The sequence below is a fragment of the Cellulomonas denverensis genome (assembly GCF_012396125.1).
Taxonomy (GTDB): Bacteria; Actinomycetota; Actinomycetes; order Actinomycetales; family Cellulomonadaceae; genus Cellulomonas; species Cellulomonas denverensis.
Genome location: NZ_JAAXOX010000005.1, coordinates 55,948 through 70,049 on the forward strand (window position 1 = coordinate 55,948; position 14,102 = coordinate 70,049).

At 72.5% G+C, this 14,102-nt stretch carries 14 protein-coding genes; 3 read left to right on the forward strand and 11 right to left on the reverse strand.

Translation table 11 applies throughout. The features are described 5' to 3' along the window. Positions 1–8 precede the first annotated feature (8 nt). The 6 genes from HGA03_RS11395 to ctaE all read right to left on the reverse strand — a co-directional run bounded on the left by HGA03_RS11395 (position 9) and on the right by ctaE (position 5,701). A complete protein-coding gene (locus tag HGA03_RS11395) occupies positions 9–623 on the reverse strand; it encodes an NUDIX hydrolase (protein WP_239073669.1) in 615 nt (204 codons plus the stop codon). A 72-nt stretch (positions 624–695) separates the two neighbouring features. Continuing rightward, on the reverse strand, positions 696–1,325 hold the full coding sequence (locus HGA03_RS11400) for a superoxide dismutase (RefSeq protein ID WP_168630400.1): 630 nt from the start codon (positions 1,323–1,325) through the stop codon (positions 696–698). Between the two features lie 197 nt (positions 1,326–1,522). Continuing rightward, complete coding sequence (qcrB, locus tag HGA03_RS11405) at positions 1,523–3,217, reverse strand: cytochrome bc1 complex cytochrome b subunit (RefSeq protein ID WP_168630401.1); 1,695 nt, start codon at positions 3,215–3,217, stop codon at positions 1,523–1,525. Continuing rightward, entirely contained in the window at positions 3,214–4,227 is a 1,014-nt protein-coding gene (gene qcrA / locus HGA03_RS11410; RefSeq protein ID WP_168630402.1) for a cytochrome bc1 complex Rieske iron-sulfur subunit, read from the reverse strand. The genes qcrB and qcrA overlap by 4 nt, the downstream gene beginning before the upstream one ends. Continuing rightward, positions 4,224–5,009, reverse strand: a complete 786-nt coding sequence (gene qcrC / locus HGA03_RS11415) for a cytochrome bc1 complex diheme cytochrome c subunit (RefSeq protein WP_168630403.1) — start codon at positions 5,007–5,009, stop codon at positions 4,224–4,226. The genes qcrA and qcrC overlap by 4 nt, the downstream gene beginning before the upstream one ends. 53 nt (positions 5,010–5,062) lie before the next feature. Then, a complete protein-coding gene (gene ctaE / locus HGA03_RS11420) occupies positions 5,063–5,701 on the reverse strand; it encodes an aa3-type cytochrome oxidase subunit III (protein ID WP_168630404.1) in 639 nt (212 codons plus the stop codon). 216 nt (positions 5,702–5,917) lie between these two features. Between ctaE and HGA03_RS11425 the strand changes: the two genes are divergently transcribed. Both HGA03_RS11425 and trpD read left to right on the forward strand, forming a co-directional pair. Next, positions 5,918–6,343: a response regulator gene (locus tag HGA03_RS11425; protein ID WP_168630405.1), complete on the forward strand. Its 426-nt coding sequence runs from the start codon at positions 5,918–5,920 to the stop codon at positions 6,341–6,343. Further along, on the forward strand, positions 6,340–7,374 hold the full coding sequence (trpD, locus tag HGA03_RS11430; RefSeq protein ID WP_168630406.1) for an anthranilate phosphoribosyltransferase: 1,035 nt from the start codon (positions 6,340–6,342) through the stop codon (positions 7,372–7,374). The genes HGA03_RS11425 and trpD overlap by 4 nt, the downstream gene beginning before the upstream one ends. Positions 7,375–7,386: 12 nt before the next feature. Here trpD and HGA03_RS11435 read toward each other — a convergent pair whose 3' ends face one another. From HGA03_RS11435 to HGA03_RS11445, 3 genes are all read right to left on the reverse strand, one after another. Next, positions 7,387–7,668 (reverse strand): Lrp/AsnC family transcriptional regulator, encoded by a 282-nt coding sequence (locus HGA03_RS11435; protein ID WP_168630407.1) that lies wholly within the window; start codon positions 7,666–7,668, stop codon positions 7,387–7,389. 7 nt (positions 7,669–7,675) lie between these two features. Further along, complete coding sequence (locus HGA03_RS11440) at positions 7,676–9,463, reverse strand: DEDD exonuclease domain-containing protein (RefSeq protein WP_168630408.1); 1,788 nt, start codon at positions 9,461–9,463, stop codon at positions 7,676–7,678. A 143-nt stretch (positions 9,464–9,606) separates the two neighbouring features. Then, positions 9,607–11,415, reverse strand: a complete 1,809-nt coding sequence (locus tag HGA03_RS11445; protein ID WP_168630409.1) for an AMP-dependent synthetase/ligase — start codon at positions 11,413–11,415, stop codon at positions 9,607–9,609. Between the two features lie 240 nt (positions 11,416–11,655). Between HGA03_RS11445 and HGA03_RS11450 the strand changes: the two genes are divergently transcribed. Then, the gene (locus HGA03_RS11450; protein WP_168630410.1) at positions 11,656–12,600 is read left to right on the forward strand and encodes an ROK family glucokinase; all 945 of its coding nucleotides are present in this window, start codon (positions 11,656–11,658) and stop codon (positions 12,598–12,600) included. Between the two features lie 4 nt (positions 12,601–12,604). On the opposite strand, the gene HGA03_RS11455 is transcribed toward HGA03_RS11450, so the two are convergent. Together HGA03_RS11455 and HGA03_RS11460 are read right to left on the reverse strand one after the other, a co-directional pair. Then, positions 12,605–13,462 (reverse strand): MerR family transcriptional regulator, encoded by an 858-nt coding sequence (locus tag HGA03_RS11455; protein ID WP_168630411.1) that lies wholly within the window; start codon positions 13,460–13,462, stop codon positions 12,605–12,607. Between the two features lie 3 nt (positions 13,463–13,465). Continuing rightward, positions 13,466–14,038 carry a hypothetical protein gene (locus HGA03_RS11460; RefSeq protein WP_168630412.1) on the reverse strand — a complete coding sequence of 191 codons (573 nt, stop codon included), beginning with the start codon at positions 14,036–14,038 and terminating at the stop codon, positions 13,466–13,468. Positions 14,039–14,102: the final 64 nt, after the last annotated feature.

Here is a 14,102-nt window from a genome sequence, read left to right on the forward strand (position 1 = left end):
GAGCCGGTTCAGGAGGCGAGCAGGGGGAACCAGTGCTGGTCCCGCAGCGGTGAGTCGACGGCCAGCGGCAGCCACTCGCCGGGAACTGCCGGACCGCCCGTCGCTGCCCAGAGCGTGAAGTGGGCCAGCGGGACGGGCCAGGGGTAGCCGGCGTCCGGGTCGGGGACCACGTTGCGGACGAAGCCGATCGGGCCGGTGAGCGCACCCGGCTCGCCGAGGATGTCCCGGGCGAGTGCACGGGCGGCGCCGTGGCCGTCGGGGTCGTCCGGGGCCACCGCCCGGGTGGGGAGGTCGAGCCGGCCGTCCTCGCGGGGCGCGCAGAACACCGCATCGTCGCGGCGCAGCGCCAGGCGGACCAGTCCGGTCGGCCTCGGGGCAGCGCTGGAGGCCCAGATCTCGGCGCGCGAACCGGGTGGCAGCCAGGGCGGGTCGTCCCGGGCGTCGATCAGGCGTGGCCCGTCGGCGTCTTGGCGATGATCGCCGGGCACGCCCTCGCGCTGGGCGGCCAGCTCGGCCACCGTGACGGCACGGGTGGGCTGCAACGCGTCGATGAGCTCGCCCAGGGCCCCGCCGGCACCTCCGCCGCGCGGCCGCCCCCAGAACCAGCTGCGCCACCGTGTCATGGGATCAGCCTGACACGGCGCGGGCCGGGCACCCGGGAGGGGTGCCCGGCCCGCGGCCGAGGGGTCATGCGGTCAGAGCGACGGCACGATCAGGCCGGCGGTCTGGCTGCGGGCGCGGTCGAAGCGCGCACCCGCGTCCGCCCAGTTCACGATGTTCCACCAGGCCTTGACGTAGTCGGCCTTCACGTTGACGTAGTCCAGGTAGAAGGCGTGCTCCCACATGTCCAGCATCACGATCGGGACCAGGCCGAGGGCGAGGTTGCCCTGCTGGTCGTACAGCTGCACGATGACCAGCTTCTGGCCGATGGAGTCCCAGGCCAGGATCGACCAGCCGGAGCCCATGATCGTGGTGGCGGTGGCGGTGAAGTGCGCCTGGAACTTGTCGAAGGAGCCGAAGTGCTCGTCGATGGCCGCGGCCAGCTCGCCGGTGGGCTTGTCGCCGCCGTCCGGGGACAGGTTCTCCCAGAACACCGAGTGGTTCACGTGACCGCCGAGGTTGAACGCCAGGGCCTTCTCCAGCCCGGCCACGGCGGCGAAGTCACCGGACTCGCGGGCGGCCGCCAGCTTCTCCAGCGCGGTGTTCGCGCCGGCGACGTAGGTGGCGTGGTGCTTGTCGTGGTGCAGCTCCATGATGCGGCCGGAGATGTGCGGCTCCAGCGCCGCGTAGTCGTAGGGCAGGTCCGGCAGGGTGTACTCAGCCATCAGTACCTCTCGGTGCATCGGGGTGGGCCCCAATCGGGGATCCCATCTGTCGTATCACGACCGCCGGTCGCCCGCCGGTCGAACGGGGGAACGAGCGACGCCCGGTCGGTCCCGGCGGCTGACCGGGGCCGACACGGGCGTCGTGTCGTTCGCGCCCACTGGGTCCAACGTCCCGGGTGGGCGAATGATTCCGCACGTCAGGGGCGGGTGGACACCTCGTCACCGTCCGATGCGGCACCGACCTGGGCCGGCTCGTCCGCCGCCGGGAGCGCGTCGTGCGCCCCGTGCGACTGGGCGGCCACCAGCTCGGCCGGGGTGACCGGCTCGACCCGGTCCTCGTAGAACAGCCGGGACAGCCGCTGGCGCAGCCGGTCCTTGCGGTACCCGGGGCGGCGGACGCCACGGGAGTCCTCGGCGGGCTCGATCTCGATCGGGCGCCGGGGCTCCTGCTGCACGCGCAGCCACCGCTCGTGCGGGTCGAGCGGCTTGTGCACCTCGATGTACTCGCCGGAGGCGAACCGGACGATCCGGCCGGTCTCGTGGCCGTGCAGCACCAACTCGCGGTCCTTGCGCTGCAGCGCAAGGCAGATCCGCTTGGTGATCCAGAACGCGAACGCCGGTGCGACGAAGATCAGCACCCGGAAGGTCCAGGTGATGTCGTTGATCGACAGGTGGAAGTGCGTCGCGATCAGGTCGTTGGACCCGGCCAGGATCAGGATGAAGAACGCGGTCAGCAGCGAGACGCCGAAGGCGGTGCGGAACGGCGCGTTGCGCGGGCGGTCCAGCACGTGGTGCTCGCGGGTGTCGCCGGTGGCCAGCGCCTCGATGAACGGCCAGAGCGCCAGCGCGGTGAACAGCAGCCCGGGCACCACCACGGCGGGGATCAGGATGTTCAGCGACAGGGTGTACTGCCCGATCACGAACTCGGTCTGGCCCGGCATCAGGCGCAGGCCGCCCTCCAGGAACAGCATGTACCAGTCCGGTTGGGCACCCGCGGACACGATCGACGGGTCGAAGGGCCCGTAGTTCCACACCGGGTTGATCGTCATCGTGCCGGCGAGCAGCGCGATCACGGCGAACACCACGAAGAAGAACCCGCCGGCCTTGGCCACGTACACCGGGAACAGCGGGTAGCCGACCACGTTCTTGTCCGACCGGCCCGACCCCGGGTACTGGGTGTGCTTGTGCAGCACCACGAACAGCAGGTGCAGCCCGATCATCGCCAGGATCAGGCCCGGGATCAGCAGGATGTGCAGCGTGAACAGCCGGGGGATCAGGTCGGTGCCCGGGAACTCGCCGCCGAACAGGAAGAACGAGATGTACGAGCCCAGGATCGGGATCGAGCGGGCCACGCCGTCGGCGATCCGCAGGCCGTTGCCGGACAGCACGTCGTCGGGCAGCGAGTAGCCGGAGAAGCCGGCCAGCAGGCCCAGGATCATCAGCGTGAAGCCGACCACCCAGTTGATCTCACGCGGCTTGCGGAACGCACCGGTGAAGAACACCCGCATCATGTGCGTGACGATCGACGCCATGAAGATCAGCGCGGCCCAGTGGTGGATCTGCCGCATCAGCAGACCACCGCGGACCTCGAAGGACAGCCGCAGCGTGGAGGCGAAGGCCTCCGACATCTGGACGCCCTGCATTGCCTCCCACGGGCCCTCGTAGTGGACCTCGTTCATGCTCGGGACGAAGAACATCGTCAGGAACGTGCCCGAGATCAGCAGCACCACGAAGGAGTACAGCGCGATCTCGCCGAGCAGGAAGGACCAGTGGTCCGGGAAGATCTTGCGGGCGAACTCCTTGACCGCGCCGCCGATGCCGGTGCGCTGGTCGAGGTAGTCCGCCGCCTTGCCCGCCGTGGTGGACGGCGCGGTCGATGCAGAGGCGCTCATGTCAGCCGCTCCCAGAAGCTCGGGCCGATCGGTTCGTTGAAGCCGTCCTGCGCGACGAGGTAGCCCTCGTCGTCGACGGTGATCGGCAGCTGCGGCAGCGGTCGCTTGGCGGGCCCGAAGACCACCTTGGCGCTGTCGGCCGCGTCGAAGGTCGACTGGTGGCACGGGCAGAGGATGTGGTGCGTCTGCTGCTCGTACAGGGCGACCGGGCAGCCGACGTGGGTGCAGATCTTGGAGAACGCGACGATGCCGTCGTAGCTCCAGCCGTCACCCTGCTCCGAGCGGATGTCCCGGGGGTCCATCCGGATCATCAGCACGACGGCCTTGGCCTTCTCGTTCAGCGGGTCCTCGGTCTCCTCGATGCCCTCGGGCATGACGTGGAAGACCGAGCCGATGGTGACGTCGGCGGCCTTGATCGCCCGGCCGGTGGGGTCGAGCACCAGCCGGGTTCCGCGCTTCCACATCGTGTGCTTGGAGCGCGAGACGTCCCAGTCGCCACCGATGTTTCCCACCAGCGGCACGGCGATGGCCAGCGGGAACAGCGCGAGCGAGGACACCATGGCGCCCTTGAGCACGCCGCGGCGGCCGATCGCCGAGTCCTTGATGCCCTCGTTCAGCTTGGCGACGGCCACCTCGCGGGTGGCGTCGTCGGAGCGGATCGGGTGCCGGTCCTCGGCGACCTCGCGGTCGTTCATCAGCGACTTGGCCCAGTGCACGGCGGCCAGGCCGATGCCGGCCAGCGCGACGAACAGCGCCAGGCCGAGCAGCAGGTTGGACAGCCGGATGCCGGCGACCGTGCCGTCCGGCGGGACCAGCGCGTAGGCGACCAGGAAGCCGATGGTGCCCAGGATCGACAGCGTGAACAGGACGACGACCTGGCGCTCGGCCCGCTTGTTGGCCTTCGGGTCGGTGTCACCGAGGCGCTCGTGGTGCTCGTGCAGCCCCGGGTCCTCGAACCGGTCGGGGACCTGGTCGCCCGCGGGCGTCAGATCCGTGTGGTGGGTGCTCACGACGACTTCGCTCCGATCCAGACTGCGGCGGCGATCAGCAGGCCCATCCCGGCGACCCAGGCCCACAGGCCCTCGGACACCGGGCCGAGCGAGCCGAGGCTCAGGCCACCGGCCGAGCCCTCGCGCTGCTGCTCGAGGTAGGCGATCACGTCGCGCTTCTCGTCCGGGGTGATGTTGGCGTCGTTGAACACCGGCATCGACTGCGGGCCGGTCAGCATGGCCTCGTAGATGTGCTCCGGGGAGGTCTCCATCAGCGACGGGGCGTACTTGCCCTGGGACAGCGCACCGCCGGCGCCGACCGCGTTGTGGCACATCGCGCAGTTGGTGCGGAAGATCGCGCCACCGTTGGCGGCATCACCCTTGGTGTAGTCGACCTGGTCGGGCGTGGGGATCGCCGGGCCGGCACCCAGGGACGCGACGTAGGCCGCGAGCTGCGAGATCTGCTCGGCGTCGAACTGCGGCGGGGCGGACGGGATCTGCGCGCCGTTCATCTTGGCGGGCATCCGGCCGGTGCCGACCTGGAAGTCGACCGCCGCGGCGCCGACCCCGATCAGCGACGGACCGCTGGCGGTGCCGTCGGCGGAGGCGCCGTGGCAGGTGGCGCAGTTGGCCTGGAACAGCTTCTCCCCGGCGTCGATGTCGCTCTGGCTGGTCGTCGCGGACGCCGCATCGGCGCTGGACGGGACAGCGATCGCGTACACCGCACCGGTGAGCAGCAGCGCCAGCAGGAGCAGCACGACCGGCGCGATGCGGTGGTGCCTGCGGGCGGCGAGTGCCTTCACGGTTGGTCCTTGGATCTCGGTAGGGCGGGGGGCTCAGGGGTAGTCGGCGCTGACTACTGGATGAGGTAGATGGTCGCGAACAGGGCGACCCAGACGATGTCGACGAAGTGCCAGTAGTACGACACGACGATCGCGGTGGTCGCCTCGTGGTGACCGAAGCGCTTGGCCGAGAACGAGCGGCCGAGCAGGAACAGGAAGGCGATCAGGCCACCGATCACGTGCAGGCCGTGGAAGCCGGTGGTCAGGAAGAACACCGAGCCGTACGGGCTGGAGGAGATGGTCAGGCCCTCGTGCACCAGCTCGGCGTACTCGAAGATCTGACCGCCGATGAACACCGATCCCATGATGTAGGTCAGTGTCATCCACTCGTTCATGCCCCAGCCCTTGAGGTTCCACAGGCTGCCGGAGCGGCGGGGCTGGAAGCGCTCGGCGGCCCAGACACCCATCTGGCAGGTGACCGAGCTGAGCAGCAGCACCGTCGTGTTCGCCACGGCGAACGGGATGTTGAGCAGGGGGGTCTGCGCCTCCCACTCCTCGGGGACCGTGGAGCGGAGCGTGAAGTACATCGCGAACAGGCCGGCGAAGAACATCAGCTCCGACGCCAGCCACACGATGGTCCCCACCGACACGGGGTTGGGTCGGTTGACGCTCACATGGGGAGCGGACTGAGGCGCGGCCGTTGCGGTTGTCACGGGGGCCAGTATGCCGAAAATCGTCGGCGGATGGGCCACAAGTCCCAGGCGGAGGCGGAGTTTTCTGTCACATCGTCAGTTCCTGCGGCGTGTCGCGGGGCTGATCGGAGCGTCGCGCCGGGTGTCCGGGGCGCCGCCCGGGGTCCCGGGACCCTCGACGTGCCAAGATGCGTGGTGCGCATCTCCTTCGCCGTGTTTTCTGAGTGAGGATCCATCATGGCTGCTTCGCACCCGACCGACGCCGCGACCACCGCTGGTCCGCGGATCCTGCTGTACAGCGACGACCTGGACACCCGTGCCCAGGTGCGGCTCGGGGTCGGCAAGCGGCTGGGGCGCGGTGCGCCGGACATCCGATGGACCGAGACCGCCACCCCGGCGGCCGCGCTGACCGAGGCCGAGGCCGGCGGCTACGACCTGTTCATCTTCGACGGGGAGGCCGCCAAGGTCGGTGGCATGTCCCTGGCCCGCCAGGTCAAGGACGAGATCTACGGCTGCCCGCCGGTGCTGGTGCTGACCGGTCGGCCGCAGGACGCCTGGCTGGCCGCCTGGTCGGATGCCGACGCCGTGGTCTCCCAGCCGCTCGACCCGATCGAGCTGCAGAGCACCGTCGCCGGGCTGCTGGCCCGCACCCCGGCACGATGAACTGGTCCGACCTCCTCACCACCCTGATCGGTGGCGGCGACCTCAGCGCGGAGCAGACCGCCTGGGCGATGGACCAGATCATGTCCGGCGAGGCCTCGCCGGTCCGGGTGGCCGGCTTCCTGGTCGCGCTGCGGGCCAAGGGGGAGACGGTCGAGGAGCTGACCGCGCTGGCGGACACCATGCTGGCGCACGCGGTGCGGTTCACCGTGCCCGGCCGGTCGGTGGACATCGTCGGCACCGGCGGCGACCGGGCGCACACGGTGAACGTGTCCACGATGGCCTCGCTGGTGATCGCCGGCACCGGGGTCCGGGTGGTCAAGCACGGCAACCGGGCGGCGTCCTCGTCCTCCGGGTCGGCCGATGTCCTGGAGGCGCTCGGACTGCGGCTGGACCACACCCCGGAGCGGGTGGCCGCGATCGTGGAGCAGGCCGGGATCACGTTCTGCTTCGCCGGGACCTTCCACTCCTCGATGCGGCATGCCGGGGTGGCCCGGCGCGAACTGGGGGTGGCGACCGCATTCAACTTCCTCGGGCCGCTGACCAACCCGGCGCAGCCCGCGGCGGCGGCGATCGGCTGCGCGGACCCGCGGATGGCCGGCCTGATGGCCGGGGTGCTGGCGAGCCGGGGCACCGACGCGCTGGTGTTCCGCAACGACGACGGGCTGGACGAGCTGTCGCCGACCTCGACCGCGCGGATCTGGCTGGTGGCCGGGGGAGCGGTGACCGAGCACGCGCTGGACCCGGTCGCCGAACTCGGCCTGACCCCGGTCACGATCGCCGACCTGCGCGGTGCCGATGCCGAGTTCAACGCCGGGGTGGCCCGCCGGATCCTGGCCGGCGACCCGCACCCGGCGCGGGAGACCGTGCTGCTGAACGCGGCGGCGGCACTGGCCGCGGAGGGGTCGCTGCCCGGCACCGGCACCGGCACGCTGACCGACCGGCTGCGGGCAGGCCTCGGTCACGCCCGGCAGTCGGTGGACTCCGGGGCCGCCCACGAGGTGCTGGAGCGCTGGCGGGCGGCCTCGGCCTGAGTCCGGCGGGGGTCAGTCCTCGATGCCGAGGGCGAAGGCCGACTCCAGGTCGTGCTGGGAGTAGGTCCGGAAGGCGATGTACGTCTGGGTTCGGCGCACGCCCTCGACCTTGCTGAGCCGGTCGGCGATCACGTCGGCCAGCTCCTCGTGCTCGCGGACCCGGACCATGGCGATCAGGTCGACCCCGCCGGTGACCGAGTAGACCTCGCTCACCCCCGGCTGGTCGGCGATGGTCTGGGCCACCTCGGGGATGCGGGACGGGTCGGTGTCAATCAGCACGATGGCGGTGAGCATGGCGCCATCATGCCGCGCCGGACAGGCCGCTGCCGGGGACCGCGGCGTTCCGGGTGTCGGCGATAGGTTCGGGGCGGGCCGGGATCGGGGCGAGTGCGGCGATCGCGGCCACCGGGTCGGCCCAGGCGGCGGCCGACCGCACCGGCGCGGACCACGGCTCGGACAACGACACCAGCCGCACCCCGGGTGAACCCAGCCAGCCGAGGATGATCTCCGCCTCCTCCGGGTGCCCGGCCGGTGCCGGGGCGATCGGGGCGGGCACGTGTTCGGCGGTGGCGCGCAGCGATTCGATCGCCGGCGTGGGGTCGGTGCGGGGCGGCACCATCGCGGTGGCGGCCAACCGGCCGTGCCGGACCAGCACCAGCTCCCAGCCACCGTCGTCGGTCCGGCGGGCGGCGCACAGTTCGGCCGTCCGGGCCAGCGGGGCGAGCCGTTGCGCCCGGCCCGCGCCGCGCAGGAAGGCCGACAGCCGGTCCCGGACCCCGGCAGCCTCCTCGTAGCGCTCCCGGGCGACCAGGGCGGCGATCCGCTGGGCGTGCTCGGTCACCACCGGTGCCGGGTCGCCGGTCATCGCCGACCGGACCGCCTCGACCTCGGCGGCGTAACCCTCGGCGGCCTCCGGGCGGGTGCAGGGCGCCGAGCAGCGGCCGATCTCCGCCAGGTGGCAGGCGGTCGCCCCGGCCCGGGGCAGCGCGGGCAGCTTCCCGGCACAACGACGCAGCGCGAAGGTGTCCTGCAGGGCCTCCGCCGCGGACTGGGCCGCCGCGCGGGAGGCGAACGGCCCCAGGTGGGTGGCGCCCTCGACCACCTCGCGCACCACCGACAGCCGGGGGAAGGGCTCGACGGTCAGCCGCACCCACGGCATCCGCTCCGGGCTGCGCGAGCGGCGGTTGTAGCGCGGGTTGTGCTCGGCGATCAGCCGCAGCTCCCGGACCTGTGCCTCCAACCGGGTGGCGCAGACCACCGGGGTGACCGCCTCGGCGATCCGGACCATCTCCCGCATCCGGCCGCGCTTCTCCGCGGCGGTGAAGTAGCTGCGCACCCGCTTGCGCAGGCTGGTGGAGGTGCCGACGTAGAGCACCTCGTCCTTCGGGCCGCGGAACAGGTACACCCCGGGGGCGTCCGGCAGTCCGTCGGCCAGGGTGCGCTTGCGGCGGACCGCGGCCGGCACCGGGTCGGCGGCGGTGGCCAGGTCCTCCAGGTGGGTGATCCCCAGTGGCCCGAGCCGGCCGAGCAGGGCGTGCAGCACGTCCACGGTGGCCCGGGCGTCGGCCAGGGCGCGGTGCTCCGGGGTGGTGGTGGCGTGGAACAGCGCGGCCAGGGTGGACAGCTTGTGGTTCGGCGCCTCGTCCCGGGTGACCACCCGGCGGGCCAGCTTGACCGTGTCCACCACCGGGAAGCCGGGCCAGGCGTGGCCGGTGCTCGCCGCGGCGGCCTTGAGGAAGCCCACGTCGAAGGGTGCGTTGTGTGCGACCAGCACCGAGCCGCGGGCGAACTCCAGGAAGGTGGGCAGCACCTCCTCGATCTTCGGTGCGCCGATCACCATGGCGGTGGTGATGCCGGTCAGCACCTGGATCTGGGCCGGCACCGGGCCACCGGGATCGACCAGGGTCTGGAACTCGCCCAGCACCTGCCCGCCGCGCACCTTCACCGCGCCGAACTCGGTGATCGCCGCCCCGGCGGACAGCCCGCCGGTGGTCTCCAGGTCGACCACCACGAAGGTCACCTGGTGCAGCGGGGTCCCGATGTCCTCCAGGGTCACCTGGACCGGTCGCGGGCTGGGGTCGTGCGGCATGCGGCGACGGTAACGGCGGGGTCCGACACCTCCATGCCGGACCCCGCCGAGTCGGTGCCGCGCCCGGCCCCGTCCTCGGGCCTGACGCGGGTGCGCCGGGCCTCGGTGAGGGCTAGGGCGAGGGCGTGGGCAGAGCGCGGGGATCAGTGCGCGGGGGGTGTCCCGGCGTAGAGGGCTTCGACGTCGGTGGCGAAGTCCTTGAGCACGTGAGTGCGGCGGACCGACAGCTTCGGGGTGAGGTAGCCGTCCTGGATGGTCAGATCGCGCTCCAGGATCCGGTACGTGCGGATCGACTCCGCCCGGGAGACCGCCCGGTTGGCCCGCTCGACCGCCTTGTCCAGCGACTCGATCACCTGCGGGTCGGTCCGGGCCTCCGCCACGGTCAGCGCCGCACGGCCCTGGGCGGCGCACCAGCCGGGCAGGCCCTCGGCGTCCAGGGTGACCAGCGCCGCGATGAACGGCCGCCCGTCGCCGACCACCACCACCTGCGAGACCAGGGGATGGGCGCGCAGCCGGTCCTCCAGCACCGCCGGGGCGACGTTCTTGCCGCCCGCGGTCACGATGATCTCCTTCTTCCGGCCGGTGATCCGCAGGTAGCCGTCCTGGTCCAGCGACCCCAGGTCACCGGTGCGGAACCAGCCGTCGGACAGCGACTCGGCGGTCGCGGTGGGGTTGCGGTGGTAGCGGCGGAACACCTGCGGGCCGCGGATCTCCACCTCCCCGTCGGCGGCGATCCGGACCGAGGTGCCGGGCAGCGGCGGGCCGACGGTGCCGATCCGGGTGGCGTCCGGCAGGTTCACCACGGCCGGTGCGGTGGTCTCGGTCAGGCCGTAGCCCTCCAGGATCCGGACACCGATGCCGCGGAAGAAGTGGCCCAGGCGTTCGCCGAGCGGTGCCCCGCCGGAGATCGCCCACTCGATCCGGCCGCCCATCGCCTCGCGCAGCTTGTGGAAGACGAGCCGGTCGGCCACCGCGTGCTGCAGCCGCAGGCCCAGCGACGGCCGGCCCTCGTCCAGCGCGCGGGAGTAGGCGATCGCGGTCCGGGCCGCCCACTGGAAGATCCGCAGCTTGCCGCCCGCCGCGGCCTTCTGCTCGGCGGAGTTGTACACCTTCTCGAACACCCGCGGCACGGACAGGATGAAGGTCGGCTTGAAGGTGGCCAGATCCGCCAGCAGCGTCTTGGTGTCCGGGGTGTGCCCGAGCACCGCGCCGGCCGGCATGCACAACACCTCGACGAACCGGGCGAACACATGCGCCAGCGGCATGAACAGCAGCGTCCGGGCGCCCGGGGTGGAGACCACCACCTTCAGCCCCTCCACCGCGTTGCGGGTCAGCACCGAGAAGTTGCCGTGGGTCAGCTCCACGCCCTTCGGCCGGCCGGTGGTGCCGGAGGTGTAGATGATCGTCGCCAGGTCGTCCCGGCCGGCGTACCGGCGCCGGGCGGCCAGCTCGGCGGCGTCCACCCGATCGGCATCCGCCGCCAGCGCGTCGACGGCGCCGTCGTCCAGCACCAGCACCTCGCGCAGGTGCGGCGCCTCCGGCCGGACCTCCTCGACCAGCGCGGCGTGCTCGGCGGTCTCGACCACCAGCAGCGTCACGTCGGCGTCGGTCAGGATCCAGTGCACCTGCTCGGCCGAGGACGTCTCGTAGACCGGCACCGGCACCGCGCCGGCGGTCCACAGTGCCCAGTCCAGCAGGGTCCATTCGTAGCGGGTGCGGGACATGATCCCGACCCGGTCGCCGGGGGCCACGCCGCGGGCGATGAAGCCGCGGGCGACCCGGGCGACCTGGTCGGCGAAGCTCCGGGCGCTGACCGTGGTCCAGTCCCCGCCGGCGCCGCGGCGTTCGATCAGGGGACCGTCACCGGTGGCGGCGACCCGGGTGTCGAGCAGGTCGAGCAGGTTCTCCTCCGGTGCCGCATCGAGCAGCAGCGGGGTGCTGAATTCCTCCATGGGTTCTCACTCCGTTGTCAGAAGCCGAGGGGTGCGACGCAGCATATGGGACTTTGGTCCTGATTGCTGACATGTCGCCGGAGTGGTTCAACGGCCGGGCCGGTGGGAGCGTGTGCAGAGTCCCGGCTCGGGCACGCTAGCGTGGTCCCTGCGCACGCGCGGAGCCGCCGACCGGCCTCCGCGAGGTCCACCGGAGGGCCGGGCGTGCGAACGAGTCTCCAGGCGCGGAAGCGGGGAAGTATGCACGCCATCGGTGTGGACATCGGCGGGACCAAGATCGCCGCCGGTGTGGTGGACGAGGACGGCCGGATCATCGCGAAGGTCCGCCGCGACACCGACCCCCGGGACTCGGACAGCGTCGACCACGGGGTGATCGAGGCCTGCCGCGAGTTGATCGCCTCCTACGAGGTGGGCGCGATCGGGCTGGCCGCCCCCGGCTTCATCGGCGCCGACCAGGCCACCGTCCGTTTCACCCCGAACCTGCCCTGGCGCGACCACGCGCTGCGCGACATCGTGGCCGCCGAGCTCGGCTCCGAGATCGCGATCGTGGTGGAGAACGACGCCAATGCCGCCGGTTGGGCGGAGTTCCGGTTCGGCGCCGGGCGCGACGTGGACGACATGCTCATGCTGACCATCGGCACCGGCCTCGGCGGCGCGGTGGTGGTCGGCGGGAACCTGGTGCGCGGTGCCTTCGGCGGGGCGGCCGAGGTCGGCCACATGCGGGTGGTTCCCGGCGGGCACTACTGCGGCTGCGGGCACGAGGGCTGCTGGGAGCAGTACGCCTCCGGCTCGGCGCTGGTCCGGGACGCGCAGGCCGCGCTGATCACCGAGCCGGCCCGCGGCACCCGGCTGCTGGAGCTGGCCGGTGGTGACGTGGAGGAGCTGACCGGGCCGCAGGTGACCCGGGCAGCGCAGGAGGGCGACCCGCTGGCCGTGGAACTGCTGGCCGAGCTCGGCCGGTGGATCGGCGAGGGTTCGGCCTCGGTCGGTGCCCTGCTGGACCCGGCGGTGGTGGTGATCGGCGGTGGCGTGAGCGCGGCCGGCGACCTGCTGCTGGACCCGGCGCGCCGTGGCTACCTGGAGCAGCTGTTCGCCCGGGGGCACCGCCCGGAGGCCCAGTTCGCGCTGGCGGCGATGGGCAACGACGCGGGCATTGTCGGCGCGGCCGACCTGGCCCGGCTCTGATCGCTCACGACGGCCCGGATCCCGCGCGGATCCGGGCCGTCGTCGTGTCCGGGGACGGGTCCGGCACCGTGAAGCACACCTCGGTCACCCAGTTCTCGGGGTCGGGGTCCTGGGCCGGGCCGACCCGGTAGACGGTGAACATCGGCCCGGCGTCCAGCCCGCGCTCGCCGAGGTACGCGCCGATCGCGGAGGTCACCTCGCCCATCCGGTCGAACGGGCCGTGCAGGGTGGCGGTGACCACCCGGCGCGCCGGCACCCGCTCGCAGCGGACCGGTGCGGTCACCGGGACCGGCCCCGGCACCTCGGCCCACACCTCGACGTCCGGGTCCTCGGCGGTGAACTGCTCGTCGTGGAAGGTGGCGCCGCACCGGGCCTCGGGCCGCAGGTGCGGGGCGGCCAGCGGCATCAGGTGCTCCCACAGCAGGCCCTCGTCGGCATGGCGGGCGATCACCCGGCGCAGGGCCAGCACGGTCATCGCGGGCAGGACGGCCTCGGTGACCACGGGTGCCTGCGCCTCGATCCGCAACCGGTCCAGCGCCGCCAGCCGGTGCTCCAGCGCATCCCGCTCGGCCAGCAGGCGCTGCCGTTGCCGGGCCACCAGCGTGGACACGCTCGCCGGGTCGTCCCGGACCGCCAGCACTGCGGCGATGTCCTCGATGCCGAAGCCGGCGTCGCGCAGGGCGGTCACCTGCCGGGCCTCGGCCAGCTGCCCGGGCCGGTAGAACCGGTAGCCGGTGGCGTCGTCCACCTCGGCCGGGACCAGCAGGCCACGGGCGGCGTAGTGCCGCAGCATCCGCACGCTGATGAAGCTCAGCCGGGAGAACAGCCCGATCCGGAGCAGGCCGGGGCGCTCGGTGCCCACCGGTCAGACCACGGCGCCGTCATCGTCGTCGTCGCCCTCGCCGTCCGGGCCGCCGCGCCGGTGCGGCATCCGCCAGAACAGCACCGCCAATCCGGCCAGGAACACGATCCCGGAGGCCTGCATCACCGTCGCCGGGGCGTCCTTCCAGGCGATCACGACCACCAGCCAGAACAGCGGCATCCCGGCGACCGCCAGCCAGGCCACGGTCAGCAGCGGGTCGCCGCCGAACACCGGGGGTGCGGGCGGCGGGACGAAGTGCTCGGCCCGGTCGACCTCCTGCTCGGCCCGTTCGATCTGCGAGGTGGCGTCCCAGCCGCGCGGATCGGCGCCCCCGGGATCGGCGCCCGGACCCTCGTCGCGGGCCGGCCGGACCACCCGCCGGTCGGAGACCCACGGCGCGACGGGGTAGGTTACGGCGGGACCGGGTGCGGCGTCGTCGTCCCCGGTCGTGGTTCCGGACGCGGCGGTGTCCCGCAGGTCGGCGACGATCGCGGCCCACTGCTCGTCCGTGACCGATGCGTCGGAGCGGCCCTCGTCATCACGGGGGGCGTCGTCGGCGGAACGGTCGGGTGCCATGGACCCACTCTAGGTGGGGCCTTCCACCCGGTGTCCCGCAGTCCAGGTGGAGAGGTATCAGGTT

Bases quoted from the DNA above. Each gene is read 5' to 3' on its own strand.
- HGA03_RS11395 (WP_239073669.1), bottom strand. From the start codon at position 623: ATGACACGGTGGCGCAGCTGGTTCTGGGGGCGGCCGCGCGGCGGAGGT.
- HGA03_RS11400 (WP_168630400.1), bottom strand. From the start codon at position 1,325: ATGGCTGAGTACACCCTGCCGGACCTGCCCTACGACTACGCGGCGCTG.
- qcrB (WP_168630401.1), bottom strand. From the start codon at position 3,217: ATGAGCGCCTCTGCATCGACCGCGCCGTCCACCACGGCGGGCAAGGCG.
- HGA03_RS11425 (WP_168630405.1), top strand. From the start codon at position 5,918: ATGGCTGCTTCGCACCCGACCGACGCCGCGACCACCGCTGGTCCGCGG.
- trpD (WP_168630406.1), top strand. From the start codon at position 6,340: ATGAACTGGTCCGACCTCCTCACCACCCTGATCGGTGGCGGCGACCTC.
- HGA03_RS11435 (WP_168630407.1), bottom strand. From the start codon at position 7,668: ATGCTCACCGCCATCGTGCTGATTGACACCGACCCGTCCCGCATCCCC.
- HGA03_RS11440 (WP_168630408.1), bottom strand. From the start codon at position 9,463: ATGCCGCACGACCCCAGCCCGCGACCGGTCCAGGTGACCCTGGAGGAC.
- HGA03_RS11445 (WP_168630409.1), bottom strand. From the start codon at position 11,415: ATGGAGGAATTCAGCACCCCGCTGCTGCTCGATGCGGCACCGGAGGAG.
- HGA03_RS11450 (WP_168630410.1), top strand. From the start codon at position 11,656: ATGCACGCCATCGGTGTGGACATCGGCGGGACCAAGATCGCCGCCGGT.
- HGA03_RS11460 (WP_168630412.1), bottom strand. From the start codon at position 14,038: ATGGCACCCGACCGTTCCGCCGACGACGCCCCCCGTGATGACGAGGGC.